Below are 26,495 nucleotides of genomic sequence, written 5' to 3' on the forward strand. Positions count from 1 at the left end.
CAGCCTGGCGCCAAAGTACTAGCGCTGGTGACCTCACACACGTCGTGCTTGGCCTTCGGGTGCTTCCTGAACCGACGAGCGAATCACGCCGCCAGTCGGAACTGCATGCGCCCCCGAGCCCCGGCCCGCATGCGCACAAGGCTACGTCTGCAGCCCCGGGACCGCGCCGGAGTGGTCACGCTCCGGTCCTAGGCGATCACAGAACGGACGATCTCGGCGATACGCTTCTCAGTTGCTTCGTCGAGCGAATCGAAGTACCACGCAGCGGGCATCAGCAATCCATCTGTGGCGCCCGCTGGTGTGAGTGCGACCTTTTCGGTGAGAGCAAGGTTAACGCGATCATCGTTGCGCAAGGTCACCAGAGCAGGCGTACTCGCGGATAGTGCGTAGGCAGGCATGCCGTACCAGATGCGCGGCTTGAGGGTGGGAGCGGCGTTCATGATGAGCTCGTGCGTTCGTCGCACGAGCAACCGCTCTGGCTCATCCATCTTTGCGATTTTTTCGATGACCTGAGCGAGATTCTTGTCGTCTTTCGATGCCATCTGATGTCCTCTCATCAACCGATGCTGACCATCGGCGGGTGAAGTCGGCGCAATGATGCGCCACACCTCATCCGGACATGCCCCGAGCTATACGGGCCTCTCCGCAATGGTTCAGACGATCCGCGTCTGGAAGTGCAGTCGGCAGGATCCACTGCCACGCAGAGAATAACGCAGACGCAGGGATTACGCGAGCGATTGCCGGGCGCCTGCTCCCGCTGCCGTGAGCACTCAACAACCTGACAACTAGTTGTTGAAGCGGAACTCCACCGAGTGCCGTCAGCGATAGGCATCTGGGCTGGAGGCCTATCCTTCCCTCATCGGGAGGCCGTCGAACGATGGAGATCGGTCCGACCTCAACCGACCGTAGGTATGGACGCCGATCCGTTGCCCCTCGACAAGGAACTTCGCGCGCTCCGTCCCCTCCTTGACGAACCCTGCATGCATGGCGATGGCTGCGGATGCGGGATTGTTCACTCGATGCCCCAGCTCCAAGCGTTCGAGCCTCCGCGTCGTCAGCGCCCACTCGGCAACGGTCGCAGCAGCACGAGCCGACCAGCCGCGGCCGCGCGCGGCATCCGCCATCCAATACCAGAACCAGCCACTCCGATTCGCTTCATCGACGGTAACGCCGACAAGGCCGACCAGCTTGTCGCCATCGACGATGGCCCACGCTTCGTGCGGCGACTCGGGCTCGATGAGCCGATTCACATAGGCCTCAGCTTCGGTGATCGTCGATACGTCACCCTGACGCGCCATGTCCGCGTTCGAGGCGAAAGCTTCACACACGGCGGGCGCATCCGACGTGCGAAGTCGACGGAGCGCCACCGATGACGCTCCGTTCACGCGACCTTCAAGGGCGTGATCGACGCGATCTGCTCCCCCGCGAGGTCCTCGGCGCGGTCGAGTTCGTAGTGACTCTGCAGATTGATCCAGAACTCAGCAGACGTGCCGAAGTACTTTGCTAGCCGCAGTGCCGTGTCCGCGCTGATCCCACGCTTGCCGTGAACGATCTCGTTGATCCGCCGTGGTGGCACCCCGATGGCCACCGCAAGGCGGTTCTGCGTGATGTCGAACCCGTTGATGAAGTCCTCTATGAGCACCTCACCCGGGTGAATCGGGGGAATCTTGTCAGTGATAGTCAACGATCTCCACCTCCTCTGGCCCAGCATCGGTCCACACGAAGCAGATCCGCCACTGGTCGTTGATCCTGATGCTGTATTGACCGACCCGATCGCCCTTGAGCGCTTCGAGCCGGTTGCCTGGGGGAACACGGAGATCATCGAGCGACTCCGCAGACCCCACCTGACGAAGCTTGCGCAGCGCCACCGAATGAACCCGAGGATCGATCGACGGCACCCGCTCACGACGCCACAATCGCTCGGTGTCCTTGCTCCCGAACGATCTGATCACGCGATCAGGATATAACGTAATGCGTTAATAACGCTAGACGTTAAAGCGGAACTCCACCACGTCACCGTCTTGCATGACGTAGTCCTTGCCCTCAAGACGCGCCTTGCCCTTCGAACGTGCCTCGAGAACCGAGCCGGTCTCGACGAGATCATCGAAGGAGATGACCTCCGCCTTGATGAAGCCCTTCTCGAAGTCCGTGTGGATCACGCCAGCCGCCTGGGGAGCCTTCGATCCCTTCGGAATCGTCCACGCACGCGCCTCTTTCGGCCCCGCGGTGAGGTAGGTCTGCAGACCGAGTGTGTCGAACCCGATACGCGCGAGTTGATCGAGACCCGACTCCTCTTGCCCCGTCGAAGACAACAGCTCTGCAGCATCCTCAGGATCAAGATCAATGAGCTCAGACTCGATCTTGGCGTCCAAGAAAACCGCCTGCGCCGGAGCAACAAGAGCGGCGAGTTCGGCTTTGCGGCTGTCATCTGTGAGCACTGCTTCGTCGACGTTGAAGACGAAGATGAACGGCTTGGAGGTGAGCAAGCCGAGTTCTTTGATCGGCTCGAGGTCGATCTTGGATGCTGAAAGCAACTCGCCGCGCTCGAGCGCGCCTTTCACCTCAACTGCTGTCGCCAGCACCGACGGATCGAGCTTCTTGCCCTTGACCTCTTTCTCGTAGCGCGTGATTGCCTTCTCGACGGTCTCGAGGTCGGCGAGCTGCAGCTCGGCGTTGATCGTCTCCATGTCGTTCTTCGGGTTGACCGAACCCTCTACGTGCACGACGTCGTCATCGTCGAACCCGCGTACGACCTGGGCGATAGCGTCAGCCTCACGGATGTTGGCCAAGAACTTGTTCCCGAGCCCCTCGCCCTCACTTGCGCCACGCACGATGCCGGCGATGTCGACGAACGAGACCGCGGCGGGCAGAATGCGCTCGCTGCTGAAGATGTCAGCAAGCGTGTTCAACCGCGGGTCAGGCAGGTTCACGACACCGATGTTCGGTTCGATCGTCGCGAACGGGTAGTTCGCTGCGAGAACCGAGTTCTTCGTCAGAGCGTTGAACAGGGTGGACTTGCCGACGTTGGGCAGGCCGACGATGCCGATAGTAAGAGCCACGGGAGTTCAGTCTACGCGGCGCCATCAGCAGAGTTGACGAGTGCTTTCAGTCTGCGATGACACGGCGCGCCTAGCTGTGCACCACCAGCGCGCGGGTGAAGGTAAGTGTGTGCCCCTGGACTTCACCGCGATCGACTTCGAGACGGCGAACTCCTCGAACGCTTCAGCATGCGCCGTGGGACTCGTGCGGGTACGCGATGGCATGGTGGTGGAGCAGACAGGGTGGTTGATTCAGCCGCCTCCTGGGCACGACGAGTTCTTCGAACTGAACACCCGCATTCACGGAATCTGCGCCGACGACGTCGCTGATGCGGCAACTTGGACATCGCAGCTCAGTGCGATCGTTGACTTCGTCGGTGATGACGTGATCGTCGCGCACAATGCGGGCTTCGATATGGCTGTGCTCAAGCGCGCGTGCGCCGCCACTGATGATGAGGTGCCTGCCTACCGCTACGTCTGCAGCCTGCAGGTTGCGCGAAAGGTCTACCAATTGGATTCGTACCGGTTGCCGTTCGTTGCAGCCGAAGCGGGTTTTGCCGAGTTCGCGCACCACAACGCCATCGCCGACGCGCTGGCGTGCGCTCATGTCATGATCGACGCGGCTCGACGCCAGAGTGCCGAAAGCATCGAATTGCTCGCTGAGGCTACTGCGGTGAAAGTGTCGCAGATCACGGTCGCCGCAGCTCCCGCGAAAACAGTCTTCGCCGCCTAGCCGCAGCAGGGTCGTGTCGCAGCACATACTGCACATTTCGGTTTGGGCATGTCGGTTTGGCCTGGTTCTGGGCAGACTCAGACCATTGCGGCCAGCCGCGCGTGCGTTGTCTGAGGCGAGAGACACCATGGAGGCATGGACACACTCGCCGTATTGCTGATCGCCGTCGTGATGCTCGCTCTCGGCGCGACCGTTGGCGTCTGGGTCGGCAACATGCGCTCTTCTGCACGCGCGGCGACCGTGAATGCCGACCTGCACGCACGGATCGCAACTGCTGAGACCGCCAAGCATGGTGTGCTGGCACAGCTCGAACAGCAACAGCACCTGTACCGAGAGCTGTCGTTGCAGACTCGGCAAGATCAGGCCGCGCGAGAAGAACGCGAACGAAGAGACCAAACGGTGTTGCGCGCCCTCGCTCCCGTTCAAGAAACGCTCACTGCGATGCAGGGAAAGGTGAACGATCTCGAACGAGACCGCCAGGAGCAGTTCGGCACGCTGGCCGAGCAGCTAAGGCGCGCGCACGAGTCTGACGAAGCCTTACGCGCCACGACGGAATCGCTCGCGAGTGCGTTGCGTTCGGGCACCACCCGCGGCGTGTGGGGTGAGACTCAGTTGCGCCGAGTTGTCGAGGCGGCAGGACTCACCCGTTACGTTGACTTCGATCTGCAGACATCGATCTCGTCGGATGCCGGTGCGGGCCGTCCCGACATGATCATCCGACTTCCCGGTGGCAAAGCCATCGCGGTCGATGCCAAGGTGCCGCTCGACGCGTACATCGAAGCGAGTGCTATCGCCGCCACCGCCCAGGGCGCCGAGGGCGCTCAGCGCAAAGCACTGCTCGAAAAACACGTCAAAGCGGCTCGCAGTCACGTCGACGCGCTTGCGAAGAAGGCGTACTGGGCAGGGCTCGAGTCGAGCCCTGAATTCGTCATCTGCTTCATCCCGAGCGAATCGTTGCTCGCGGCCGCGCTCGAGGAAGATCCTTCGCTGCTCGACTACTCGTTCAGCAAACGGGTGGCGCTTGCTTCGCCAGTAAACCTTTGGGCGGTGCTCAAGACGGTCGCCTACACCTGGACGCAGCAAGACGTATCGCAAGAAGCTCGAGTGCTGTTCGATCTGGGTAATCAGCTGTACGAACGGCTAGGGTCACTTGCCACTCACGCCGACGATCTGCGCCGCGCAATCGAGCGCACAGTCACCAGCTACAACAACTTTGCTGGTTCGCTCGAGAAGCGCGTGCTGGTGACAGCCCGCAAGTTCCCCGGCATTGATCAGACCAAGCTTGATTCCGTGCCAACCCCATCGACAATAGAAGCCGCTCCCAGGCGTATGACGCAGCCAGAGTTGCTCGATGGGCTTGAACAGCTGGACGAGGCGACCACTGCGGTCTCGCGCTCAGCAGCGAGCGCGGAACTCGGCGATATTCGAGAGCGCCTGGCGCAAGCCAACGAGCAATAACGCATCTCTGCCGCGCCCTAGAGTCGAACCGGCGGCGCGAAGACTGTTCGGCGAAGACTGCGCCAGACTGCGCGGCGCGAGAAAGTGTGTCTATGCGCCGCCGGGCACGAAGCTCATCACGACGATGACCACTGCAGAGACGCCGACAAAGGCACCGATCATCCACCATGCGCTGGCTTCGTGGCCTTCTTCGCGGCGAACGCGAAGGAGCACATCGGGCCGACGCGCGGGGTCTGCGGCGCTCGCGATTACAGCCTGCGCGCCCGTTTGGGGTGCAGGACCACCGGTAGGTGTAGACATAGACGAACCCCCTCGAGTCACGAGATCAGTGGCGCAGCATCATCGATGCCTCTGCGATTCTGCCAGAGTTGTCGCGTCGATGAAGGATCGAACCGCGACGCAGGCCTAAAGCCACTTCGAGGTGAGGTGCTCCGAAGAGATGCGGCGAAGGGTTCCTGAGGCACCGCGCAGCACGACAGACTCGGTATAGACGTACCCTCCATCGCGGCGAACTCCGGCCACGAGCTGACCGTCGGTCACACCCGTTGCCACGAAGATCGTGTTGCTTCCGCGCACCAGGTCGTCCGCTTCATACACGTGATCGTCGAGTTTGAGTCCCGCATCGATGCCGCGTTGCTTCTCGTCGTCATCTCGCGCCCACAGCCGCCCTTGAATATGGCCGCCGAGAGACTTGATCGCACAAGCGGTGACAATGCCTTCTGGGCTGCCGCCGATGCCCACACACATATCGGTGCGTGCGTTGTGACGTGCGGCGTTGATACCGCCGGCAACGTCGCCGTCGCTCATCAGTCGTGTGCCCGCACCAGCCTGACGAATCTCTTCAATCAGCTGTTCATGACGCGGACGATGCAACACCGACACGACGAGCTCATCGACAGGCTTGCCGAGTGCTTTCGCCAGCAGACGGATGTTCTCACCGATGGGCAAGCGAATGTCTACCACGCCCACGCCGGCCGGACCGGTGACGAGCTTGTCCATGTAGAACACGCTCGAGGCGTCGAGCATCGTGCCGTGGTCGGATACCGCGATGACCGACAGGGCGTTGTTACGGCCGGCGGCAGTCAACGACGTGCCGTCGATCGGGTCAACCGCCACGTCGCAACGAGGGCCGCGGCCATTGCCGACTCGTTCGCCGTTGAACAGCATGGGCGCTTCGTCTTTCTCGCCCTCGCCGATCACGATCGTGCCGTCGAAGTTCACGGTGGTGAAGAACGCGCGCATTGCGTCGACGGCGGCACCGTCAGCATCCTCTTTTCGTCCCCGGCCGATAAAAGGAACCGCTCGAATCGACGCAGCTTCGGTGGCACGAACAAGTTCGAGTGCCAGATTTCGGTCGGGATGCAGCGGGCTCATGTCCGCGGTAAGACTCACCATGTGCCTCAGCATAGAGTTCCGCGCAACGATTATGGCCACCTTTAGCACCCGGACAGGCGAAGGAATTGCGATTCTTTCGCCCACGGCAGAAGTGGCGGATGCAGGCAATGAATCCACGAGCACGCGGGTACTTCGATAGAGTTCTTGTGCACCTGCCATCACGACCAAGGAGCCTTCATGCCCGTCGCAACCCCTGAGCAATATGCCGAGATGCTTGACCGCGCGAAGGCTGGTGGCTTTGCCTATCCGGCCATCAACGCGGCCAGTTCGCAGTCCGTCAACGCCGTCCTGCAGGGACTCACAGAAGCCGGATCAGACGGCATTCTCCAGGTCACCACCGGCGGCGCCGACTACTTCGCCGGTCACACCGTCAAGGGCCGCGCCACCGGCGCGCTCGCCTTCGCGAAGTTCGTGACCGAGGTCGCCAAGAACTATCCGATCACGGTGGCGCTGCACACCGACCACTGCCCGAAAGACGCACTTCCTGGCTTCGTGCTTCCTCTCATCGAAGCATCCGAAGAAGAAGTTCGCGCCGGTCGCAACCCGATCTTCCAGTCGCACATGTGGGATGGCTCAGCGGTTCCCCTCGACGAGAACATCGAAATCGCCAAAGACCTGCTTCCCCGCATGAAGAACATCAGCGCCATCCTCGAGGTCGAAATCGGCGTCGTCGGCGGCGAAGAAGACGGTGTGCAGCACGAGGGATCGAACGACGCCCTCTACACCACCGTGGCTGACGTGACGAAGGCCGTCGAGGCTCTCGGCCTCGGCGATCAGGGTCGCTACATTTCAGCCCTCACGTTCGGCAACGTGCACGGTGTCTACAAGCCGGGCAACGTCAAGTTGCGCCCCGAGCTTCTCGGCGAGATCCAGGCTGGTATCGCTGAGCGCTTCGGAACCGGCGAGAAGCCCCTCGACCTCGTCTTCCACGGTGGCAGCGGCTCCACGTCTGAAGAGATTGCACTTGCGGTCGCCAACGGCGTCATCAAGATGAACATCGACACCGACACGCAGTACGCGTTCACACGCTCGGTGGCTGGCTTCATGTTCGAAAACTACGAGGGTGTCCTCAAGGTAGACGGCGAAGTCGGCAACAAGAAGAAGTACGACCCCCGCGCCTGGGGCAAGATCGCAGAATCGGCGATGGCGGCTCGGGTCGTCGAAGCGACACAGCAGCTCGGCTCAGCGGGCAAGAGCCTCAGCGTCTAAGGCGACTGTCTCACAGGAATAAGACGAGGGCCGGATGCTGCAACGCAGCATCCGGCCCTCGTCTTTGCGTGTTTTCGAGCTACCCCACCGAGTCGAGAATCGCCTGCCAAACTCCCGGCGTGTTCATCAGGGGCACGAGCATGAGGAGCGCTGAGACACCGGTGAACACGAACGCTCCCACGAGCGGAATCCACCACGAGACGCGGCCGCGCGACATCGACATCCACGAGAGCACTGCCGTGACGAACCAGCCGAAAACCAACACCAAAGCAGCTGCGATACCCCACGACTGCCCGACGATGGTCGCGGCGAGATCGGTGTCGACGCCCATCATCGAGAGCATCTGCTCGGCGTACGGGTTGTACTCGACGAGCTCGGTGAACGAAGTTATTACCGTGATGAGTCCGTACACCAGCAAGCCGATGGTCGCCGCGCGGTCAAACGGGCGCCGACGGACCTCTCGCTTCGCGCCGCTATTCCCCGCTACCGGCGTTTCAGCGGGTACGACGTCGGGCGAGAGCTGCCCCTCGGGCACGTCGGCGACAACACCGGTGTCAAGCGCCTGGGTGATGTCTGGTTGCTTGATACGCGCCTGCTGCTCTTCGACCGTGGCGTATTCGCCATACTGTGGTCGAGGCCGAGGGTCGATGGCGTCGTTCATCAGCTGATCCGCCCGCCGAGGGCACGGTCGTCGCGCTTGCCTTCATTGGTGGAGCGCAATTCCTTGGGCAGCGAGAACAGCAGATCTTCCTCTGCGGTCTTCACTTCTTCAACGTCGTTGAAGCCCGCGTTGGCGAGGTCATCCATCACCTGCTGCACGAGCACCTCAGGCACGGAGGCGCCGCTGGTGACGCCCACGGTTTCAACGCCCTCGAGCCACGCCTGTTCGATCTCGTCGGCGTAGTCGACCCGATATGCCGCCTTGGCTCCGTACTCGAGTGCTACCTCAACCAGGCGCACGCTGTTGGAAGAGTTCGATGACCCCACGACGATCACGAGATCAGCATCCTTCGCGACCTTCTTGATCGCGACCTGGCGATTCTGAGTCGCATAGCAGATGTCGTCAGACGGCGGATCTTGCAACTGAGGAAAACGCACGCGCAGCCGACGAACGGTCTCCATGGTCTCGTCGACGGAGAGTGTGGTCTGCGAAAGCCAGACGACCTTAGAAGGGTCGCGCACTTCGATGCGGTCGGCGTCTTCGGGAGAATTCACGATCGTGACGTGGTCGGGGGCTTCGCCCGCGGTTCCCTCAACTTCTTCGTGTCCCTCGTGGCCGATCAGCAGGATCTCAAAGTCGTCACGGGCGAATCGCACTGCCTCGCGGTGCACTTTGGTCACCAACGGACAGGTGGCGTCGATAGCCAGCAGCCCCCGGTCCGAAGCGCTGTTGACGACGGCGGGCGACACGCCATGGGCGCTGAAGACCACATGCGCGCCAGCGGGCACTTCGTCGACTTCTTCGACGAAAATTGCGCCCTTCTGCTCCAATTCGGTCACCACATGAATGTTGTGAACGATCTGTTTGCGAACGTAAACGGGGGCGCCGAAACGTTCCAGAGCCTTCTCTACGGCGATGACTGCGCGATCAACGCCAGCGCAGTAGCCGCGGGGAGCGGCGAGCAGCACCCGCTTGGGTCCGGGCACGGCGATATCCTGAAGTGGTTCACGCCGGCGCGGAACACGAGGAATGGGCATGCTGATAGTCACCCCCCGAGTCTACGGCCGGTACCGAGCGCCAGCCTGAAAGGTGCCATGACGAGCTTCGAGCCCGGCCATATCGTCGGCGAACCGCCTCCCGCAGATTCGGTGCGCCCGAAAGACTCCACTAACGACGCTCCCACCTCGGTGTCGCGGCTCAACGAGACGATTCGCGGCTTCATCGCGAGCTGGGGATCGGTGTGGGTCGAGGGCGAGATCACGCAGTGGAACGTGCGCGGTGGCAGCGTATTCGGCCGGCTGAAAGATCTCGTGACCGATGCTGAGATCTCGATCCGAATCTGGTCTAGCACCCTGAATCGCCTTCCCGCCGATCTCAAGGTCGGCGACCACGTCGTCGCCTCGGTGAAAGCCGACTACTTTCCTAAGCGCGGCGATCTGTCCTTCGGCGTGAACGCGATGCGCCATGTCGGCTTGGGCGATCAGCTTGAGAGACTCGAGCGGCTTCGCGTGCAGTTGCGCGCCGAAGGGCTGTTCGACGACTCGCGCAAGAGACCGATCCCCTTCCTCCCTCACGTGATCGGTCTCATCACCGGCGAGCGCTCTGACGCAGAAAAAGACGTGCACCGCAACGCCGAGTTGCGGTGGCCTCAGGTGCGCTTTCGCACCCAGCACGTCGCTGTGCAGGGCGAGCGCTGCGTGCCCGAGACGATCGCCGCGCTCAAACTATTGGATGCTGATCCCGACGTCGACGTCATCGTGATCGCGCGTGGCGGTGGCGACGTTCAGTCACTGCTCGGCTTCAGCGACGAGAGGCTCCTGCGGGCGGTGGCGTCAGCATCCACCCCCGTCGTGAGTGCCATCGGCCACGAGAACGACCGACCGCTGCTTGACGACGTAGCAGACCTGCGGGCCTCGACACCCACCGACGCAGCAAAACGCGTCGTTCCTGACGTCGTCGAGCAGCGCACGCTTGTCGGCCAACTGCGGTCACGGCTCGCCATGCGATTGTCACAACGCGTCAATCACGACATCGCACAGCTTGAACAGCTGCGCAGTCGCCCGGTGCTGCGACAGCCGGAAGCTCTCGTGCATACGCGTGCCCAAGATGTGGAGATCATCACATCGCGGGGCCGCGAGCACGTCGCGCGCGCCCTGGAGACATCTGCTCGCCGCACCTCGGAGCTGCGAGCATCGCTGCGTGCGCTTTCACCAGCCGCGACACTTGAGCGCGGCTACGCGATCGCGCACTTGAACGATGGAGCGATCGTTCGCGATGTCAACCAGGTGCCGGAGTCGACAGCGTTCGTCGTCACCGTCGCCCGCGGCGCGTTTGCGGCGCGGTCTGCGGGAGAAACCGTGGCGTCGTCGGCGACACCGTGACCGAGCAGAAGCGCGAGCGCGCCGAAGTAGGATGGACAGCATGACCGAAGCGAATGGACCCGTCACCGACGTCACGGATCTTTCGTTCGAGCAGGCCCGCGACGAACTCGTGCGTGTTGTGGCGGAACTCGAGCAGGGTGCCCCCACGCTCGAGCACTCCCTTGCCCTCTGGGAACGCGGCGAGGCTCTCGCGGCGCGTTGCGAGCAATGGCTGGTCGGCGCGAAGCAGCGCCTCGATGCGGCTCGCTCTGGCGCGCTGGCCGAGGACGATCAGAAGTAATGGCGAATCAGCAGCGAATCGTCGCGGAGCTCGGCCGTCCCGAGACTCCGCAAGAAACGGCGAATCGCAAGGCAGCGTCGTCGCACGCGTATCGCTCAAGCCAGACCGCGCGCAACCTCATCGCCGCGTTGCTCATCACCCTCGTGCTCGTCGCCATTGTGATCTTCGGCGTTCCCCGCGGCAGCGCACCCGAGTCGGAGCCGATCGATGTCGCGGCGGTGGCTGAAAGCGTCGAAGCGGCCGAAGGCCAGCTGGTTGTCGTGCCTGACGCGCCGGACTCGTGGCGGGTGAACCGCGCGTACGTTGACCGCAACGATCTGAGCGCCTGGACTGTCGTATACGCGCCGACAGCTGGTTTTGTGCGCATCGCGCAGGGTTTTGACGCAGACGCGGCATGGACGACCCGCGTGCTGGGCGGCGCTAACTCCGGCGACACCGTCACCATCGACGGCATCGTCTGGACGCAGTACGACATCTCAGACCCCGACCGTGCCGGCGGCATCACCGCCGCGATGTCGACCCAGGTCGGCGACGACACCGTTCTCATCTACGGGGTTGCCGACGACGAGCTGCTCGTTCAGGCGGCCGAGTCGGTGTCAGAGTCCATCCACCAGCTTGAAACGGAGACCGAGTGAGCGAACACCCCAGCCCCGCACAGGTGTGGAGCGAGATGGAACGAGGCAACGAGCGCTTCATCTCGGGAGCGCCACAGCACCCGCGCCAGAATGTCGAGCGTCGCCACGAACTCGCAAGTGGTCAGCGCCCACGAGCTGCACTCTTCGGCTGTTCGGACTCGCGCCTCGCTGCTGAGATCATCTTCGACAAAGGTCTCGGTGATCTCTTCGTCATTCGCAACGCGGGTCAAGTGATCTCAGAGTCAGTGATCGGCAGCCTCGAGTATGCCGTTGCCGTGCTTGAAGTTCCGCTCATTGTCGTGCTCGGCCATGACGAATGCGGCGCGGTCAGAGCCGCGATCGACAGCGCGAACATGGACTCCGCTCCCCTGCCCCCGCACATCTGGCGGCTGATTGCTCCGATCGTGCCGGCCGTGCGTCGCGTGGTGCAAACCACCGGTGCTGACAAAGCGAACCCCGACACGATAGATGCCGAGCACGTTGGCCGCGAGCATCTTCGCGACACCGTCAAAGAGATCCTCCACTCGTCTGAACTCATCACAGACGCAATCGCTTCCGGGCGCCTCGCGATCGTGGGCGCGAACTATCAACTCGGCGAGGGAAAGGCCGTGGCCGATATCGCCGTCGGTCTTGAACTTGTCGCATCCTGACCACGCATTCACAAAGGAACAACGAAGTGACTGACATCGAATACCGCATCGAACACGACACCATGGGCGAAGTACGCGTGCCGAAAGACGCACTGTATTCCGCACAGACACAACGTGCTGTCGAGAATTTCCCGATCTCGGGTTCGGGTCTCGAGTCGACGCAGATTGCCGCGCTCGCGCGCATCAAGAAGGCTGCTGCTCTCGCCAATAAAGACCTGGGCACGCTCGACGGTGCCATCGCTGACGCCATCGCTGCTGCAGCCGACGACGTCATCACTGGTGCGTTCGACGCTCACTTCCCTGTCGACACCTACCAGACCGGCAGCGGCACCTCGTCGAACATGAACATGAATGAGGTGCTGGCCAACCTCGCTTCGCAGAAGCTCGGCGCACCGGTGCACCCGAACGACCATGTGAACGCCTCGCAGTCGTCGAACGATGTTTTTCCGACCTCGGTGCACATCGCTGTCACCCAGGCGCTGATCGACGACCTGATCCCGGCGCTTGACCACCTCGCCGTCTCACTCGAGGCCAAGGCAGAACTGTGGAAGACCGTCGTGAAGTCGGGTCGCACACACCTGATGGATGCGACCCCGGTCACGCTCGGCCAGGAATTCGGCGGCTACTCGAGGCAGATGCGACTCGGTATCGAGCGCGTGCAGGCCGTGATTCCGCACGTCAGCGAGGTGCCTCTCGGCGGCACCGCAGTCGGTACCGGAATCAACACCCCTCCGGGATTCCCGCAGAAGGTTATCGAGCTGCTCGCCGCTGAGACCGAGTTGCCGATCACCGAGGCCAAAGACCACTTCGAAGCTCAGGCGAACCGCGACGGTCTCGTCGAGACCTCTGGCGCGCTGCGCACCATTGCCGTATCGCTGACGAAGATCAACAACGACCTGCGCTGGATGGGCTCTGGACCGAACACCGGCCTCGGAGAACTGCACATCCCCGACCTGCAGCCGGGTTCGTCAATCATGCCTGGCAAGGTCAACCCGGTCGTCCCCGAGGCCACGCTCATGGTGTGCGCACGCGTGATCGGCAACGACGCGGCCGTCGCATGGGCGGGCGCCTCAGGCTCGTTCGAGCTGAACGTGGCGATACCCGTCATGGGCACCGCACTGCTTGAGTCCATTCGCCTGCTTTCGAACGCCATGCGGGTGCTCGCTGACAAGACGGTCGACGGCCTCGAGGCTAACGTCGACCGTGCAGCCGCCTACGCGGGCATGTCACCGTCGATTGTTACTCCGCTGAACAAGCTCATCGGCTACGAGGCAGCAGCGAAGATCGCGAAGCACTCGGTCGCCAAGGGCATCACCGTGCGCGAAGCCGTCCTTGATCTGGGATTCGTGGACCGCGGCGAACTTACGATCGAGCAGCTTGACGAGAAACTAGACCTGCTTTCTATGACGCACCCTGGATAATCAAGGGGTGAGCCGTACTAGACGGCCGATCTCGGCGCGCGTCAGAATTCTGGGAGCAATCCTCGGTGTGACGTGCGTCGGGCTCGCGATCGTCGGCAGCGTGACCTTCGTCGTACAGCGTGAACGCGTGTTCGACGAAGTCAACATCCGCTTGCAATCGCAGGTCGATCGCCTGACTACCGTCGCCGACCAGGCCATCCCCGCACCCGAGGAGACACTGGCGGATTCAGCGGACGAAGGCACTCAGCCAGTGGATGAGAACTTCACGCCGCAGTCTTTCGACGACCTTCGCTCGTACATGCGCTCTGTGGTCGCGCGCTTGGTCCCCGCGCGGAACGAAGCCGCGATGGCCATCATCGACGGCGAGGTAGCGTTCGTGCCGTCGACCCTGTCAGGTTTCACTCTGCCCGACGACGGTGAGTTCATCGATCGAATCGTCACCGAGACCGCTGACGGTCAGATCATGATCGGCACCGCGACGACAGGTGATCGCATAGTTCGATACATCGCGATTCCCACCGAGGTAGAGGGCGACCCGAGTTCCGGCATCTATGTGCGCGCGAGCGACCTGGGGGCCGAATTGCAGCCAGTCACCGCCTCTCTCACCACCTACGTGCTCGCCGCTCTGGTGCTGCTGGTGGCCACCGGCGTGGTCGGCTGGTTCGTGACCGGACGGCTGCTCAGACCAATTCGCGACATGCGCGTCACCGCAGACGCCATCTCGCTCTCCGACCTTTCTCCACGCTTGCTCCCCCGGGGCGACGACGACATCTCAGATATGTCTCGTACGGTGAACTCCATGCTGGATCGCATTCAAGGCTCGGTGTCTGTGCAACAGCAGCTGCTCGACGACGTGCGTCACGAGCTGAAGACGCCCCTCACCATCGTGCGTGGACACCTCGAGCTGATGGATGCTCATGATGCGACCGACGTCGAACTCGCGCGTCAGATCGGAATCGCTGAGCTCGATCGTCTTGCGCGCCTGGTTGAAGACATTGACCTGCTGGCAGCGGTTGAAGGTGAGGCATACACGCCGACCGAGGTCGACGTCGCCGCTCTGACCGCGCGGATCAGCGAGCTGGTAACGGTCATTCCTGGTCATACTTGGAGCGTCGAGAACGTTGGCGACGGCACAGTTCTCGGCGAGGAAGACCGTCTGCTTCAAGCATGGCTGCAGCTCGCCGATAACGCTGCGAAGTACACGCCGGCTGGCTCTCCGATCGAGGTCGGGAGTTCTGCGACCGCCGAGGGGACGCAGCTCTGGGTGCGCGACCATGGGCCCGGCATACCTCCAGCTTCGCGACACCGCGTCTTCCGCCGCTTCGATCGCGGAGGCGGAAAACGCTCAGTGGGAGGCTCCGGTCTCGGGCTTGCTATCGTCGACGCGATCGTCAAGGGCCACGGCGGTAGTTGCACCGTCGATGACACTCCCAGCGGCGGCGCTACTCTCACTATCCACCTTCCCCCGACCTCAACTCCCCTACCGCAACCTGTGCGTGCCGGTGATGTTGTCATCCAGCGAGAGGCATTCGAATGACGCACATACTCATCGTCGAAGACGAGCCGCAGATCGCCTCGTTCGTATGTCGAGGCCTGGGCAATGCCGGCTACGAGACAACCATCATCGAAGACGGTGCCACGGCGCTAGAAGCGATTGTCGGCGGCGGCTACGACCTGGTGCTGCTTGACGTCGGTCTGCCCACTCTCGACGGCTTCGAGGTACTGCGTCTCGTGCGCGCGCAGGGCTCCACGGTGCCCATCATCATGCTGACCGCACGAACCAGCACTCGCGACACCGTCGAAGGGCTCGACGCGGGCGCTAGCGACTACGTGCCCAAGCCATTCACTTTCGAGGAACTGCTCGCCCGCGTGCGCTCTCGGCTGCGCGAATCCACGGCAGCTGCCGCAATGATCATCACCCAGGGCGACGTTGAGCTAGACATCTTGGCTCGCCGCGCCACGGTGTCAGGTCAGGAAGTCGAACTCTCCGCACGGGAGTTCGCACTCGCCGAGCAATTCCTTCGCAATCCGGGTCGAGTTCTCAGTCGCGAGGTGCTTCTCAGCCAAGTCTGGGGGTTGGACTTCGACCCAGGCTCGAACGTGGTGGATGTGTACGTGCGCTACCTTCGGGGAAAACTAGGCGCCGAACATATCGTGACGATCCGCGGCACCGGCTATCGCTGGGAATAGCCACCGGCAACAGCGGGAGAAGCGCGCAAAGAGAAGCCCCCGGTGCTGGGGGACACCGGGGGCAGGAGGCCGGGCTGGGGAAGCCGGCCTCATTATCAATCGCGACGATCTGGGGAAACGTGCGATTGAGCCTTGTGGTCGGGTCGGTCTTTGTCAGACTCACTCGACGTGGGAGCGGTGGACTCTTCTGAGCTCTCTTGCTCGTGAGCTGCATCAGAGTGTGAATCTTCAACCTTGGCCACGATGTGCTCGACGATCTCAATCGTCTTCTCCGAGAGAGCACGGTCATCTGATCGGCTCTTCTGAGCAGAGGCAGCGTGGCTGGAATGCTTGACCTTGAGTGCAGCAAGAGCGCCGTTGGACTCGACTCTCGGCGCCTGTGCGGAGGGAGTCTCCGCCGCTTGTGGGGTGAGATCTGAGACGACAGCAATCTCGGTCGCGGCAATCTCGGTCGCGGCAATCTGCGTGACCGCTATCTCGGGGGCGGCGACAATGTCGCTGGGCGCGCCCGCTTCGGCCACAGCTTCTTGGCTCTTGGGAGCTGAAGCAGCAGCGTCGCGGGGCGTCGCTGCAACGATGACGGTTCCGCTTCCCACGGCGGTGCCGCGGACGTCTGCCAATGCTGCCGAGTTCGACATGGCAACGGCAACCACGAGCCCGACGCTTGCCGCCACACTGGCGATACCGCCAGCTGCGTACTTCGCGCGAGTTTCCATGGTGCCATCCTCATCGAACAAGATTTGATCTGTTCAATTTTCGCACGCACTCAAGTCGAGTCCGAACAGTGAAGATGAGACTATTCTCATGACCGCGAACACCCGCGAGCAGGAGGGCCGAGCCTGTGCCCGGCCCTCCTGATTGCATGATCAGGCGCGTTCGCCAGCCTCCAGGAGCTCTGTGACCAGAGCCGCGATCGCGGAGCGTTCTGACCGCGTGAGAGTGATGTGCGCGAATAGCCCATGGCCCTTGAGCGTTTCGATCACCGAGGCGACGCCGTCGTGTCGACCGACCCTCAGGTTGTCTCGCTGACCGACATCGTGTGTCAGCACGACGCGTGAGTTCTGACCCATGCGGCTCAGCACGGTCAAGAGCACGTTTCGCTCGAGGGACTGCGCTTCGTCGACGATGACGAATGCATCATGCAACGAACGCCCGCGAATGTGGGTCAGTGGCAGCACTTCGAGCAATCCGCGCTCAACGACCTCTTCAAGAACATTGCCCGAGACAACAGAACCCAGAGTGTCGAAGACCGCTTGCCCCCACGGATTCATCTTCTCTTGCGCGTCGCCGGGGAGATATCCCAGTTCTTGCCCGCCGACGGCGAAGAGAGGACGGAACACGATGATCTTCTTCTGTTGTTGCCGCTCGAGAACGGCTTCGAGTCCAGCACACAGCGCAAGAGCTGACTTGCCTGTACCCGCTCGGCCGCCGAGCGAGACGATGCCGACTTCGGGGTCAGTCAGCAGATCGATCGCAATGCGTTGTTCCGCAGAACGGCCGTGGAGACCGAAAACGTCGCGGTCGCCTCGCACCAGCCGGTATGAGGTGTCCCCCGTTACTCGGCCCAACGCCGACCCACGCTCGGAATGAACGATCAGCCCTGTGTTGATGGGAAGACCTCGAACATCTTCGCTGGTCGCCACTTCGCTCTCGTATAGATCGCTGATGTCATCGCCGGCGACGTCGAGCGTTGCGATTCCCGTCCATCCCGAATCCACTGCCTGTTCGGCAAGGTATTCCTCGGCGCTGATGCCCAACGACGCCGCCTTGACACGCATCGGCAGGTCTTTGGAGACCACGGTGACTTCCTGACCATCCTGGGCTAGGTTCATCGCGACCGCCAGAATGCGGCTGTCGTTGTCTCCGAGTCTCATGCCGGCCGGAAGAACAGACGCGTCGGTGTTGGTGAGTTCGACCCGCAGGGTGCCGCCTTCTCCCACCGAGACGGGAAAGTCGAGGCGGCCATGTTCGACGCGGAGTTCGTCGAGGTGGCGAAGCGCCTGACGTGCGAAATAGCCGATCTCGGGGTCGTGCCGTTTGCCTTCAAGTTCGGTGACCACCACGACAGGAATCACGACATTGTGTTCGGCAAAACGAAAATACGCCCGAGGATCGCTCAGTAGAACCGAGGTATCCAGCACGTAGGTACGCAGATCCTGATCCTGATCGTCGATGTGCTCGACGCTCTGACTGCGCTGATTGTGTGGTGCTCTTATGGTCACAACCCACTCCCGACCCGGGTAGGAACCCGGCAGTCACGAGTCGACCAAGGTCACGAGTCGCGATCTTTCAGGCCGACTCGAACGGACTCTTTGTCCGTTGAGATGACCGTACGACTGCTAGAGACCGCCACGCCAGGCCGACACGCGGGAAGCTGGTTACGGCTAGGTAAATTTCAAAAGCCGGCTGTTCACCACACGCGCGCCGACGAAAACGCGGCAAGCGCATCGCCGAACAGACGCAGCGTGTTGGCACCGGTTCCGACGTGGGGCGACACGCGCACGAGTCCCGAGCGCACCGTCACTGTCAGCCCGTGGTTCGACAGCGAAGCTACGAGCGGTGCAACATCTTGCGGTGCGGGCGCGAGCGTGACGATGCCGGCTCGGCGGCGGTCGTCGCGTGGCGTCACCACGGGCAGCTCGTATCGATCCGCGAAGAAGATCACGTCTCTCGTGCGCTCAGCGAGCTCCGCTTGCAGTGTGGCAACGCCGATGTCTCGAACCTCGCCAAGCCCCGTTGCAAGGCGCGCCGCAGCGAGGTTGTCGCCGCCGCTGATGGTGAACGCGCGCGCAGACGTCGACGGAAGCGGAACGACATCCAGCGGAAGGTCGCCGTCAGTGCCAGAGAAACCCGACAACACGGGAGAAATCCGCTCGAGCGCACGATCGCTGAAGGCCGCGAACCCGGTGCCACGACCTGAGCGCAACCATTTGTAGCCATTGGCGCACACCACGTCAGCGGCACCAAAGTCGGCATCAACGATGCCGAATCCTTGAATGGCGTCGACGATGAGCAGTCGATCGCCGATCACATCGCGCAGGGCCGAGAGGTCAGTGCGATAGCCGGTACGAAAATCGACGAGGCTTACAGCGACCGCGCGAGTGTCGTCGGTGAGGTTGTCGCGCACCAACTCGGGGGTGATGAAACCATCATCTGGCTCAAGCCATTGCAACTCGATGTGTCCGAGGGCGTCAGCTGCGCGAGTGGCCGCGACCGTGAGCGAGGGAAACTCGCCTCTGCCCAACAGGAGCCCACCGGTGAGCCCATACATCGCCTGCATCAATCCGTGAGTGGTCGACGGCTGGAGTACTACACGGCTCGCATCAACGTGGAGCAGCTCGCCGATGAGCGACACCGCGGCAGTGGCATGTTCGTTCACAAGGCCAATGCTCGACGGCCGCCCTGAGCCGAGCAGTTCGGTATCAGCTTGCGCCTCCGCGCGAACCGCAGGCGAAAGCGGTCCGAACGCGGCCCAGTCCAAATAGCCCGGCTCACCATCGAACGTGGCTAGAAATGCATCCAGATCCGTCACTTTGTCATTCTGGCATGCCAAACCCGCCAACACGGGCGCATTGCATCTGGGCTCTCAGCTGCCGAAGCGGCGGTTGCGCGTCCCGAAGTCACGGATCGCACGAAGGAAGTCGACCTCGCGCAGATCGGGACCAAGAGCCTCGACGAAGTAGAACTCGCTATGGGCGGACTGCCAGAGCAGAAAGTCACTCAACCGCTGTTCACCCGAAGTGCGGATGACAAGATCAGGGTCCGGCTGCCCTCCGGTATACAGATGCTCGCCGATCTGTTCTGGAGTGAGGCTGGCAGCGAGCTCCTCGAGAGACCCGCCGTCTTTATGGTGTTGCGAGATGATGCTGCGCACCGCGTCGACTATTTCGCCGCGGCCTCCGTAGCCAACGGCCAGATTGACGTGCAGTCCGGTGTTGCCTCGAGTGCGCTCGGCGGCCGAGGCGAGCACGCGCGCCAGTTCAGGCGGCAGCAGGTCGGAACGCCCGACGGGCTGCACTCGCCAGTCCCGCTGATGCGATAGCTCATCGGCGAGTTCAGCGATGATCTCGATGAGGTCTTCGATCTCTTTGGTGTCGCGCTTTTGCAGATTGTCCATCGAAAGCAGATACAGCGAAACCACGCCGACACCGACGTCATCACACCAGCCCAAAAACTCGTGCATCTTTGCGGCACCTGCGCGATGGCCGTGAGCAACGGACTCAAGGCCGAGCTGCTTGGCCCAGCGACGGTTGCCGTCGATCATCATGGCGACGTGGTGCGGCACCCGTCCTCGACCGAGCTGCCGCCGCAGTCGCTGAATATAGAGGCGATAGAGCGGGCCGCGCCCTGCATTCTCCGAACCTCGTATCACGCTCCTACGCTACCGCGATACGCGTGCGAACTTTGGAGACTAGGTGCCACAATCGGCGGCACTCAGTATGTACGACCGATGGCATAGGCGTGGGCCTACCCTGGGATCATGAATCGACGTAGCGAGGAATCCCGCCTACCCGAGGTCCCCGAGCTTCCGTTGATGGATGCGGCGGCTGTCGATGCCACGCTTCCCGAGATCAAACCTTCGTGGCGTGGTTGGATACACGCAGCCACCTTCCCGGTGACTATCGTCGCGGGAATCGTGCTGATCGTCGCTGCCGAGGGATCGGCAGCCAAGTGGGCGTGTGCGGTTTTTGTCGCAACCTCGATGTTGCTCTTCGGCAACTCGGCGCTGTATCACCGCTTCAACTGGGGCCCGAAAACCAAGGGCGTCCTCAAACGCATTGACCACGCCAACATCATGTTGCTCATCGCGGGCACATACACTCCGCTGGCAGTGCTCGCTCTTGAGCCGCCCAAGGGGTGGATCCTGCTCGCTGTGGTCTGGGGTGGTGCACTCCTGGGCATTCTCTTTCGCATCTTCTGGATCAACGCCCCGCGCTGGCTCTACGTCGCGCTCTACCTCGCGCTGGGCTGGGCTGCCGTGATGTACATGCCCGATCTGTTCCGCGCGAACGCGGCGATGATGGTTCTGGTGATCATCGGCGGACTGCTGTACACCGGTGGGGCGATCGTCTACGCAATGAAAAAGCCGAATCCGTGGCCCGGCCACTTCGGGTTCCACGAAATCTTCCACGTGTGCACGGTGCTGGCCTTCTTGTGCCACTGGACCGCGTGCTTGCTGATCGCGATCAACCCGCCCTACAACGGGTAGCGATCCGGTCTCAGCTGCGCGGCGGTTCGCTCTCAGGATCCGTCGCGGACGACTCGTCCTCGACGGCGCTGGGCAACCCCTCGGCTTCTGCGGCGAGTCTCGCCTGTTCTGCATCCAACTCATCGTTGACGTCAGCGCGCACGCGACCACGCCGAATTCGACGCATCATGTCGGCGACGAGCAGGAAAACCGCGACCACAATCAACGCGATGACGAAGAACCCCTCGGGGCCCGGAGTCACCGAGTCCGGATCGAGCGTCGGCGTAGGGCTCGGCGTCACGGTTGTGGTCAGCCATACGTGCGCGGCAAGCGATTGCATATCGTCCTTTGGTCTGCGGGCTCAGCTTGCGGTGCACCGCGAGGGCGCCGAACCGCATAACCTTGACCTACAGCCTAATCTCCGAGCGGAAACGAAAAGCGACAAGGCATGACCACTGAACAGATGCTCGACGAACGCTATGGGCGCGCCACGTCGGGGCGAAAGCGGCTGGGATTGGGCATCGCCATCGCTTTGGGCGCAGTCGCCACGCTGTTGCTCGGCTGGGCGGTCTACGGCAATACCGTCGACTCCGTCGATTCCGACAGCACGGGGTTTGAAGTCATTGACGAACACGCGGTGACCCTGCGATTTCAAGTGACGGCGGTTCCCGGTCGCGATATCTCTTGCGTGATCGAAGCGCAGGACGAGGACTTCGGCATTGTGGGGTGGCGGGTGGTCAGTTTCGCTGGATCCGACGCGACGAGTCGCGAGTTCGAAGAGTCCATCCCGACCACCGCGCTGGCGACGACAGGTTTTGTCAACTCCTGCTGGGTGTCGTAGTCTGGGCCGAACGCCGTCACCGCGCGCCCTGGCTGAATGCCGGGGCGTTTGACTTATATGCGCGCCCCCGACTGAAGGAGTCAAACGTGTCCAACGATGCCCCAGTGACCTTCCTCACCCAGGATGCCTACGACCGACTCGCCACCGAGCTCGAGCAGTTGTCGACCACCGGACGCGAAGAGATCGCCAAGCGCATCGAAGCCGCGCGCGAAGAGGGCGACCTCAAAGAGAATGGCGGCTACCACGCAGCCAAAGACGAGCAGGGCAAGCAAGAGGCACGAATTCGCACCCTGCAGCACCTGCTGAAGACCGCAACCGTCAGCGAAGCGCCGCAGAGCACCGGCGTCGTGGAGTCGGGAACCGTGGTCACAGCGATTGTCGCCGGCGGCGAAGAGATCTTCCTCCTCGGCAACCGCGAGATCGCTGTCGGCTCAGAGCTCGACGTGTACAGCGAAGCATCCCCCCTGGGTTCAGCCATTCTTGGCCTGAACGAGGGAGACAAGACCAGCTACACCGCGCCCAACGGTCGTGAGATCAGCGTCGAGATCGTCAAGGTCGCAACCTACACCGGCCAGTAGCCTGCGACTCAGTCCGACGCTACCCGCGCGGTGAAGCCAGCCTGCTCGAGAACATCGATCACGTGCGCTCGATGTTCTTGCCCGCGCGTCTCAACGCTCAACTGCAGGATCACTTCACTGATCTGCAGTCCTTGACCGTGTCGGGTGTGCAGCACTTCGATGACGTTTGCCCCCGCCTGCGACAGCAGTTCAGACACACGAGCAAGCTGGCCGGGCCGATCTGGCAGCGGAATCTGCAGAGTCATATAGCGACCGGATGCTGAGAGGCCGTGAGCAACGACGCGCTGCAGCAGCAGCGGGTCGATGTTTCCCCCCGAGAGCACAGTGACAGTGGGGCCGTTGGCCTGAATCTTGCCGGCGAGGATCGCGGCTACACCGACGGCTCCGGCGGGCTCCACGACCTGTTTGGCACGTTCGAGCAGCACCAGCAAAGCGCGAGCGATGTCATCTTCGGTGACGGTCACGACTTCGTCGACAAGCTCGCGAATGATCTCGAACGGCAAGTCTCCGGGGCGAGCGACCGCGATGCCGTCTGCGATGGTCGGGCGAGTCTCCACCGTCAGGGGCATGCCCTCGCGCAATGACGAGGGGTAGGCAGCGGCGTTCTCTGCCTGCACCCCGATCACTCGCACAGTGCGACCCGCGGCAGCAGCGCGAGCCTTCACCGCGGCTGCCACGCCCGCGATGAGTCCACCGCCGCCGATGCCCAGAACCACCGTATCGAGGTCGGGGATCGCATCAATGAGCTCAAGTCCGAGCGTTCCCTGGCCAGCAATGACATCAGGATGATCAAACGGGTGGATGAATATCGCTCCCGTGCGCTCAGCGAACTCGGCGGCAAGACGCAGCGGAGTCTCCACCGTGGCACCTTCGAGCACGACGTCGGCTCCGTAGCCTCGCGTTGCCAAGAGCTTCGGCACGGGTACGCCAAGCGGCATGAATATCGTCGCGGGAATGCCAAGCGTCTTCGCGGCCAGAGCCACACCCTGCGCATGGTTTCCGGCGGAAGCTGCGACAACGCCGCGCGCTCGTTCTTCTTCTGTCAGCCGCGAGAGCCGATGCGTCGCACCTCGAATCTTGAATGATCCAGTGCGTTGCAGGTTCTCAAGCTTCAGGTAGACAGGTGCTCCTACAAGCTCCGAAAGAAAGTCAGAGACATCGAGGGGCGTCTCGCGAATCACGCCTTCAAGCGAGGCCGCGGCGTCTTCGAAGTCGGCAATCGATGGCGCACGAGACTTCTGGTGCACCAGCGACTCGGACGGGGTGTGTACGCTCACGAACGGGTCCTCCTCGGACGCGGGACGGTGTCCCATATCAAATCTCCCGTGGGCTTCAGCCCGGTCTCCCAGGCACGTGCCCCCAAATACACCACCACCACGTTCACAAACGCGGCCACCGGTACGGCGAACAGCGCACCGGGGATGCCAGCGATCATGGCGCCACCGGCGACGACCAGCACGACCGCGATCGGGTGAACCTTGACGGCTGATCCCATCAGCAACGGCTGCAAGATGTGACCTTCAATCTGCTGCACGCCCAACACCACCACGAGCATCCATAGTGCAATCCACGGCCCGTTGTACACGAGTGCCAAAAAGACCGCGACCGTACCGGTGAGCACTGCTCCCACGATCGGAATGAACGCGCCCAGGAAGACCAAAACGCCGATGGGGATCGCTAGCGGAACACCCAGCAGGTAGGCGCCGAGGCCGATGCCGACTGCATCTACCGTTGCTACCAGAAGTTGAGTGCGGGAGTAGTTGACGATCGTCACCCACCCCGCACGCCCTGCGCCATCGGCTGCTGCTCTCGCGCGTCGGGGGAAGATTCTTACTGTCCAGCGCCAGATTCCGGCACCATCGGCGAGCAGAGCAATCAGAATGAACAGGGCCAGCAGAGTGCCGGCGGCGACGTGCCCGACGGTGGTGCCCAGTGCGAGCGCGCCACTCCAGAGCAGCTCTGCCTGCTGCTGAATCAACTGCCAGGACTGAATGAGAACCTCATCGAGCTGAGTGGGCGTGAGATGCAAGGGACCATCGATCAGGTACTGGCGAAACTGCTGCAGCGCCTCCACGGTGCTGGCCTGTACCGACGTCCATTGTTCACCTACCTGCCATGCAACCAGCCACACGAGACCGGCGACAATCGCGAGCAGCCCGACCACAGCGATCACAATGGCTAACCAGCGAGGAACGCGGCGGCGCACCAGATACGAGAATGCCGGCCACACCAGCGCGGTAATGAGAATCGAGACCATCAGCGGTATGACCAGCAGCTTGAGCTGAATCACCAGCCAGATGGCGAGTCCGATCGCTGCTGAGATCACCAAAAAACGCCAGGAGAACGCGGTGGCGACGCGTAGACCGTGCGGCACAACCTCCGACATGTCGGAGGTGACTACCCGGTTGCGATCGCGAAGCGCGTCAAACAGCGAGCCTTTGGGCTTTTCGTCAGGGCCGCTCATCCCGCCAGTTTAGGCCCGCCACATGCCTGCGACGTTATGCGGCGCTGTCTGCGGTGCCCCTTAGCCTGGCGTTGTGAAGACATCTCTCAGCGCGGCCGAGGCACGACGCATCGCGCTTGCCGCCCAGGGATTCGCCCGCGCCCCTTCGCGAAGCGTCGGAACACGGCAGTTGAATCTCGCCCTGGCACGCATGTCGACATTGCAGATCGACTCTGTCAACGTGTTCGCGCGATCTCACTACATGCCGTTGTTCTCCCGCCTCGGCCCATACGACACTGCGCAACTCGACAAGCTCCTTTTCGAACGACGCTCCCCGTACGTGGAGTACTGGGCTCACGTGGCCGCGTTCATTCCGGCCGAAGACTGGTCGCTCTTCGGCTTTCGCATGGACAGTATGCGGCAGAAGTACGGCTCAGACCCAGACGGTTGGTTCTTACGAAACTCAGCCACCGTCGACTGGGTGCGCGCTGAACTGCGACAGCGCGGCCCGCTGCGGCCAGCGCAGATCGAGCACGATAGTAAGCGCGCTACGCGCGGACCGTGGTGGGATTGGGATGCTGTCAAGCGATCCCTCGAGCATCTTTGGCTATTCGGCGAGGTGGCCATTGCCGGCCGACGGGGTTTCGAGCGCACCTATGCGCTGGCAGAAGACGTCATCACCCCAGAGACCCTGGCGCGTTCGGTGTCACGCCCCGATGCGATCCGTGAACTCGTCAGGCGCGCATCGCGCGCCTATGGGGTCGCCACAGCAGCTGATCTCGCCGATTATTGGCGCATCAACGACCGTGGCGCGGTGCTCGCTGCTGTTGCAGAGTTGGGCGACCTCGGCGAATTGCAGCAAGTGAGCGTCGAAGGCTGGTCTCGCAATGGCCGGCCGCTCCCCACATGGCTGCACCGTGACGCTGTGCTCCCCCGCCGAGTCGATACTGCAGCGGTCCTCACCCCGTTCGACCCAACGGTGTGGTTTCGCGATCGCGCCAAGCGGTTGTTCGACTTCGACTATCGAATCGAAATCTATACTCCCGCGAGCAAGCGGCAATTCGGCTACTACTCGCTCCCTGTGCTTGTCGGCGACGACGTAGTTGGTCGCGTCGATTTGAAAGCCGAGCGCACAGCGTCGCGGCTACTCGTGCAATCGGCATGGTGGGAGCGCGATGCGCCCGTTCACGCCGCCGCGCGGCTCGCCGAAGTAATAGAGGATGCAGCACAGTGGCAAGGCCTCGAGACCATTTCGGTATCGCGCTGGGGTGACGCAACCGATGACCTCGCGGGTGCATTGCCGCGCGCGCAGCGACACGAGGTGCGAACCGGGCCGGTCAGACCCGTCGCTATCGCCAGCGACGCGATCACCGAGGCTTGACACGACTAGCGTA

The 26,495-nt window shown here is 62.5% G+C and carries 30 protein-coding genes; 14 read left to right on the top strand and 16 right to left on the bottom strand.

Annotated features, from left to right (window positions below; all coding sequences use genetic code 11):
• Positions 1 to 188 precede the first annotated feature (188 nt).
• The 5 genes from WDU96_RS09820 to ychF form a co-directional block, all read right to left on the bottom strand.
• Entirely contained in the window at positions 189 to 542 is a 354-nt protein-coding gene (locus tag WDU96_RS09820) for a DUF1801 domain-containing protein (RefSeq protein WP_337338299.1), read from the bottom strand.
• Between the two features lie 303 nt (positions 543 to 845).
• Positions 846 to 1,367 (bottom strand): GNAT family N-acetyltransferase, encoded by a 522-nt coding sequence (locus WDU96_RS09825; protein WP_337338300.1) that lies wholly within the window; start codon positions 1,365 to 1,367, stop codon positions 846 to 848.
• A gap of 14 nt (positions 1,368 to 1,381) precedes the next feature.
• Complete coding sequence (locus WDU96_RS09830; protein ID WP_337338301.1) at positions 1,382 to 1,684, bottom strand: HigA family addiction module antitoxin; 303 nt, start codon at positions 1,682 to 1,684, stop codon at positions 1,382 to 1,384.
• Complete coding sequence (locus WDU96_RS09835; RefSeq protein ID WP_337338302.1) at positions 1,671 to 1,952, bottom strand: type II toxin-antitoxin system RelE/ParE family toxin; 282 nt, start codon at positions 1,950 to 1,952, stop codon at positions 1,671 to 1,673. Before WDU96_RS09835 ends, WDU96_RS09830 begins: the two co-directional genes overlap by 14 nt.
• A gap of 33 nt (positions 1,953 to 1,985) precedes the next feature.
• Complete coding sequence (gene ychF, locus WDU96_RS09840) at positions 1,986 to 3,059, bottom strand: redox-regulated ATPase YchF (RefSeq protein WP_337338303.1); 1,074 nt, start codon at positions 3,057 to 3,059, stop codon at positions 1,986 to 1,988.
• Between the two features lie 109 nt (positions 3,060 to 3,168).
• On the opposite strand from ychF, the gene WDU96_RS09845 reads away from it, so the two are divergent.
• Positions 3,169 to 3,771 carry an exonuclease domain-containing protein gene (locus WDU96_RS09845; protein ID WP_337338304.1) on the top strand — a complete coding sequence of 201 codons (603 nt, stop codon included), beginning with the start codon at positions 3,169 to 3,171 and terminating at the stop codon, positions 3,769 to 3,771.
• Positions 3,772 to 3,906: 135 nt separating this feature from the next.
• A complete protein-coding gene (locus WDU96_RS09850; protein ID WP_337338305.1) occupies positions 3,907 to 5,229 on the top strand; it encodes a DNA recombination protein RmuC in 1,323 nt (440 codons plus the stop codon).
• Positions 5,230 to 5,319: 90 nt separating this feature from the next.
• Here WDU96_RS09850 and WDU96_RS09855 read toward each other — a convergent pair whose 3' ends face one another.
• Positions 5,320 to 5,529: a UDP-N-acetylmuramyl pentapeptide phosphotransferase gene (locus WDU96_RS09855; protein WP_337338306.1), complete on the bottom strand. Its 210-nt coding sequence runs from the start codon at positions 5,527 to 5,529 to the stop codon at positions 5,320 to 5,322.
• A gap of 105 nt (positions 5,530 to 5,634) precedes the next feature.
• Positions 5,635 to 6,624: a class II fructose-bisphosphatase gene (glpX, locus tag WDU96_RS09860; protein ID WP_337338307.1), complete on the bottom strand. Its 990-nt coding sequence runs from the start codon at positions 6,622 to 6,624 to the stop codon at positions 5,635 to 5,637.
• Between the two features lie 177 nt (positions 6,625 to 6,801).
• Between glpX and fbaA the strand changes: the two genes are divergently transcribed.
• Positions 6,802 to 7,833, top strand: coding sequence for a class II fructose-bisphosphate aldolase (gene fbaA / locus WDU96_RS09865; protein WP_337338308.1), 1,032 nt, complete (start codon positions 6,802 to 6,804; stop codon positions 7,831 to 7,833).
• A gap of 79 nt (positions 7,834 to 7,912) precedes the next feature.
• On the opposite strand, the gene WDU96_RS09870 is transcribed toward fbaA, so the two are convergent.
• Positions 7,913 to 8,494 carry a DUF6264 family protein gene (locus WDU96_RS09870; RefSeq protein WP_337338309.1) on the bottom strand — a complete coding sequence of 194 codons (582 nt, stop codon included), beginning with the start codon at positions 8,492 to 8,494 and terminating at the stop codon, positions 7,913 to 7,915.
• Positions 8,494 to 9,531, bottom strand: a complete 1,038-nt coding sequence (locus WDU96_RS09875; protein WP_337338435.1) for a 4-hydroxy-3-methylbut-2-enyl diphosphate reductase — start codon at positions 9,529 to 9,531, stop codon at positions 8,494 to 8,496. Before WDU96_RS09875 ends, WDU96_RS09870 begins: the two co-directional genes overlap by 1 nt.
• A gap of 57 nt (positions 9,532 to 9,588) precedes the next feature.
• On the opposite strand from WDU96_RS09875, the gene xseA reads away from it, so the two are divergent.
• Genes xseA through WDU96_RS09910 form a run of 7 tightly spaced genes read left to right on the top strand, consistent with a single transcriptional unit; the run spans position 9,589 to position 16,051 of the window.
• On the top strand, positions 9,589 to 10,875 hold the full coding sequence (gene xseA / locus WDU96_RS09880) for an exodeoxyribonuclease VII large subunit (protein ID WP_337338310.1): 1,287 nt from the start codon (positions 9,589 to 9,591) through the stop codon (positions 10,873 to 10,875).
• A gap of 40 nt (positions 10,876 to 10,915) precedes the next feature.
• The gene (locus tag WDU96_RS09885) at positions 10,916 to 11,155 is read left to right on the top strand and encodes an exodeoxyribonuclease VII small subunit (RefSeq protein WP_420063952.1); all 240 of its coding nucleotides are present in this window, start codon (positions 10,916 to 10,918) and stop codon (positions 11,153 to 11,155) included.
• Positions 11,155 to 11,790: a DUF4245 family protein gene (locus WDU96_RS09890; RefSeq protein WP_337338312.1), complete on the top strand. Its 636-nt coding sequence runs from the start codon at positions 11,155 to 11,157 to the stop codon at positions 11,788 to 11,790. The genes WDU96_RS09885 and WDU96_RS09890 overlap by 1 nt, the downstream gene beginning before the upstream one ends.
• A 35-nt stretch (positions 11,791 to 11,825) precedes the next feature.
• Positions 11,826 to 12,440, top strand: a complete 615-nt coding sequence (locus WDU96_RS09895) for a carbonic anhydrase (protein WP_337338436.1) — start codon at positions 11,826 to 11,828, stop codon at positions 12,438 to 12,440.
• A 26-nt stretch (positions 12,441 to 12,466) separates the two neighbouring features.
• Positions 12,467 to 13,861 (top strand): class II fumarate hydratase, encoded by a 1,395-nt coding sequence (locus WDU96_RS09900; protein ID WP_337338313.1) that lies wholly within the window; start codon positions 12,467 to 12,469, stop codon positions 13,859 to 13,861.
• Between the two features lie 7 nt (positions 13,862 to 13,868).
• On the top strand, positions 13,869 to 15,398 hold the full coding sequence (locus WDU96_RS09905; RefSeq protein WP_337338314.1) for a sensor histidine kinase: 1,530 nt from the start codon (positions 13,869 to 13,871) through the stop codon (positions 15,396 to 15,398).
• Complete coding sequence (locus WDU96_RS09910; RefSeq protein WP_337338315.1) at positions 15,395 to 16,051, top strand: response regulator transcription factor; 657 nt, start codon at positions 15,395 to 15,397, stop codon at positions 16,049 to 16,051. The genes WDU96_RS09905 and WDU96_RS09910 overlap by 4 nt, the downstream gene beginning before the upstream one ends.
• A gap of 95 nt (positions 16,052 to 16,146) precedes the next feature.
• Here the strand turns inward: WDU96_RS09910 and WDU96_RS09915 are convergent, their stop codons facing one another.
• The 4 genes from WDU96_RS09915 to WDU96_RS09930 form a co-directional block, all read right to left on the bottom strand.
• On the bottom strand, positions 16,147 to 16,767 hold the full coding sequence (locus WDU96_RS09915; protein ID WP_337338316.1) for a prolipoprotein diacylglyceryl transferase: 621 nt from the start codon (positions 16,765 to 16,767) through the stop codon (positions 16,147 to 16,149).
• A gap of 150 nt (positions 16,768 to 16,917) precedes the next feature.
• Complete coding sequence (locus tag WDU96_RS09920) at positions 16,918 to 18,273, bottom strand: PhoH family protein (RefSeq protein ID WP_396668038.1); 1,356 nt, start codon at positions 18,271 to 18,273, stop codon at positions 16,918 to 16,920.
• Between the two features lie 188 nt (positions 18,274 to 18,461).
• Positions 18,462 to 19,583 (bottom strand): aminotransferase class V-fold PLP-dependent enzyme, encoded by a 1,122-nt coding sequence (locus WDU96_RS09925; protein ID WP_337338317.1) that lies wholly within the window; start codon positions 19,581 to 19,583, stop codon positions 18,462 to 18,464.
• A gap of 54 nt (positions 19,584 to 19,637) precedes the next feature.
• A complete protein-coding gene (locus tag WDU96_RS09930) occupies positions 19,638 to 20,423 on the bottom strand; it encodes an isoprenyl transferase (protein WP_337338318.1) in 786 nt (261 codons plus the stop codon).
• A 108-nt stretch (positions 20,424 to 20,531) separates the two neighbouring features.
• On the opposite strand from WDU96_RS09930, the gene trhA reads away from it, so the two are divergent.
• Positions 20,532 to 21,260 (top strand): PAQR family membrane homeostasis protein TrhA, encoded by a 729-nt coding sequence (gene trhA, locus WDU96_RS09935; protein ID WP_337338319.1) that lies wholly within the window; start codon positions 20,532 to 20,534, stop codon positions 21,258 to 21,260.
• Positions 21,261 to 21,270: 10 nt separating this feature from the next.
• On the opposite strand, the gene WDU96_RS09940 is transcribed toward trhA, so the two are convergent.
• Positions 21,271 to 21,579 carry a hypothetical protein gene (locus tag WDU96_RS09940; protein WP_337338320.1) on the bottom strand — a complete coding sequence of 103 codons (309 nt, stop codon included), beginning with the start codon at positions 21,577 to 21,579 and terminating at the stop codon, positions 21,271 to 21,273.
• A gap of 108 nt (positions 21,580 to 21,687) precedes the next feature.
• Here WDU96_RS09940 and WDU96_RS09945 point away from each other — a divergent pair, with 108 nt between their 5' ends.
• Entirely contained in the window at positions 21,688 to 22,080 is a 393-nt protein-coding gene (locus tag WDU96_RS09945) for a DUF4307 domain-containing protein (protein WP_337338321.1), read from the top strand.
• Between the two features lie 86 nt (positions 22,081 to 22,166).
• Positions 22,167 to 22,658 (top strand): transcription elongation factor GreA, encoded by a 492-nt coding sequence (gene greA / locus WDU96_RS09950; RefSeq protein ID WP_337338322.1) that lies wholly within the window; start codon positions 22,167 to 22,169, stop codon positions 22,656 to 22,658.
• 8 nt (positions 22,659 to 22,666) lie between these two features.
• Here the strand turns inward: greA and ilvA are convergent, their stop codons facing one another.
• Complete coding sequence (gene ilvA, locus WDU96_RS09955) at positions 22,667 to 23,935, bottom strand: threonine ammonia-lyase (protein ID WP_337338323.1); 1,269 nt, start codon at positions 23,933 to 23,935, stop codon at positions 22,667 to 22,669.
• Complete coding sequence (locus WDU96_RS09960) at positions 23,932 to 25,122, bottom strand: AI-2E family transporter (RefSeq protein ID WP_337338324.1); 1,191 nt, start codon at positions 25,120 to 25,122, stop codon at positions 23,932 to 23,934. Before WDU96_RS09960 ends, ilvA begins: the two co-directional genes overlap by 4 nt.
• Positions 25,123 to 25,195: 73 nt before the next feature.
• Between WDU96_RS09960 and WDU96_RS09965 the strand changes: the two genes are divergently transcribed.
• Positions 25,196 to 26,482, top strand: a complete 1,287-nt coding sequence (locus WDU96_RS09965) for a winged helix-turn-helix domain-containing protein (RefSeq protein WP_337338325.1) — start codon at positions 25,196 to 25,198, stop codon at positions 26,480 to 26,482.
• The last annotated feature ends 13 nt before the right edge of the window (positions 26,483 to 26,495 follow it).

The organism is Microbacterium marmarense (assembly GCF_037204165.1).
GTDB lineage: Bacteria > Actinomycetota > Actinomycetes > Actinomycetales > Microbacteriaceae > Microbacterium > Microbacterium marmarense.

Excerpts from the sequence above, each read along its gene's own strand:
- WDU96_RS09850 (WP_337338305.1), top strand. The coding sequence starts at position 3,907 with ATGGACACACTCGCCGTATTGCTGATCGCCGTCGTGATGCTCGCTCTC.
- WDU96_RS09875 (WP_337338435.1), bottom strand. The coding sequence starts at position 9,531 with ATGCCCATTCCTCGTGTTCCGCGCCGGCGTGAACCACTTCAGGATATC.
- trhA (WP_337338319.1), top strand. The coding sequence starts at position 20,532 with ATGAATCGACGTAGCGAGGAATCCCGCCTACCCGAGGTCCCCGAGCTT.
- WDU96_RS09885 (WP_420063952.1), top strand. The coding sequence starts at position 10,916 with ATGACCGAAGCGAATGGACCCGTCACCGACGTCACGGATCTTTCGTTC.
- WDU96_RS09890 (WP_337338312.1), top strand. The coding sequence starts at position 11,155 with ATGGCGAATCAGCAGCGAATCGTCGCGGAGCTCGGCCGTCCCGAGACT.
- glpX (WP_337338307.1), bottom strand. The coding sequence starts at position 6,624 with ATGGTGAGTCTTACCGCGGACATGAGCCCGCTGCATCCCGACCGAAAT.
- fbaA (WP_337338308.1), top strand. The coding sequence starts at position 6,802 with ATGCCCGTCGCAACCCCTGAGCAATATGCCGAGATGCTTGACCGCGCG.
- xseA (WP_337338310.1), top strand. The coding sequence starts at position 9,589 with ATGACGAGCTTCGAGCCCGGCCATATCGTCGGCGAACCGCCTCCCGCA.
- WDU96_RS09910 (WP_337338315.1), top strand. The coding sequence starts at position 15,395 with ATGACGCACATACTCATCGTCGAAGACGAGCCGCAGATCGCCTCGTTC.
- WDU96_RS09960 (WP_337338324.1), bottom strand. The coding sequence starts at position 25,122 with ATGAGCGGCCCTGACGAAAAGCCCAAAGGCTCGCTGTTTGACGCGCTT.
- WDU96_RS09940 (WP_337338320.1), bottom strand. The coding sequence starts at position 21,579 with ATGCAATCGCTTGCCGCGCACGTATGGCTGACCACAACCGTGACGCCG.
- WDU96_RS09945 (WP_337338321.1), top strand. The coding sequence starts at position 21,688 with ATGACCACTGAACAGATGCTCGACGAACGCTATGGGCGCGCCACGTCG.
- WDU96_RS09915 (WP_337338316.1), bottom strand. The coding sequence starts at position 16,767 with ATGGAAACTCGCGCGAAGTACGCAGCTGGCGGTATCGCCAGTGTGGCG.
- WDU96_RS09870 (WP_337338309.1), bottom strand. The coding sequence starts at position 8,494 with ATGAACGACGCCATCGACCCTCGGCCTCGACCACAGTATGGCGAATAC.
- WDU96_RS09855 (WP_337338306.1), bottom strand. The coding sequence starts at position 5,529 with ATGTCTACACCTACCGGTGGTCCTGCACCCCAAACGGGCGCGCAGGCT.
- WDU96_RS09895 (WP_337338436.1), top strand. The coding sequence starts at position 11,826 with ATGGAACGAGGCAACGAGCGCTTCATCTCGGGAGCGCCACAGCACCCG.
- WDU96_RS09820 (WP_337338299.1), bottom strand. The coding sequence starts at position 542 with ATGGCATCGAAAGACGACAAGAATCTCGCTCAGGTCATCGAAAAAATC.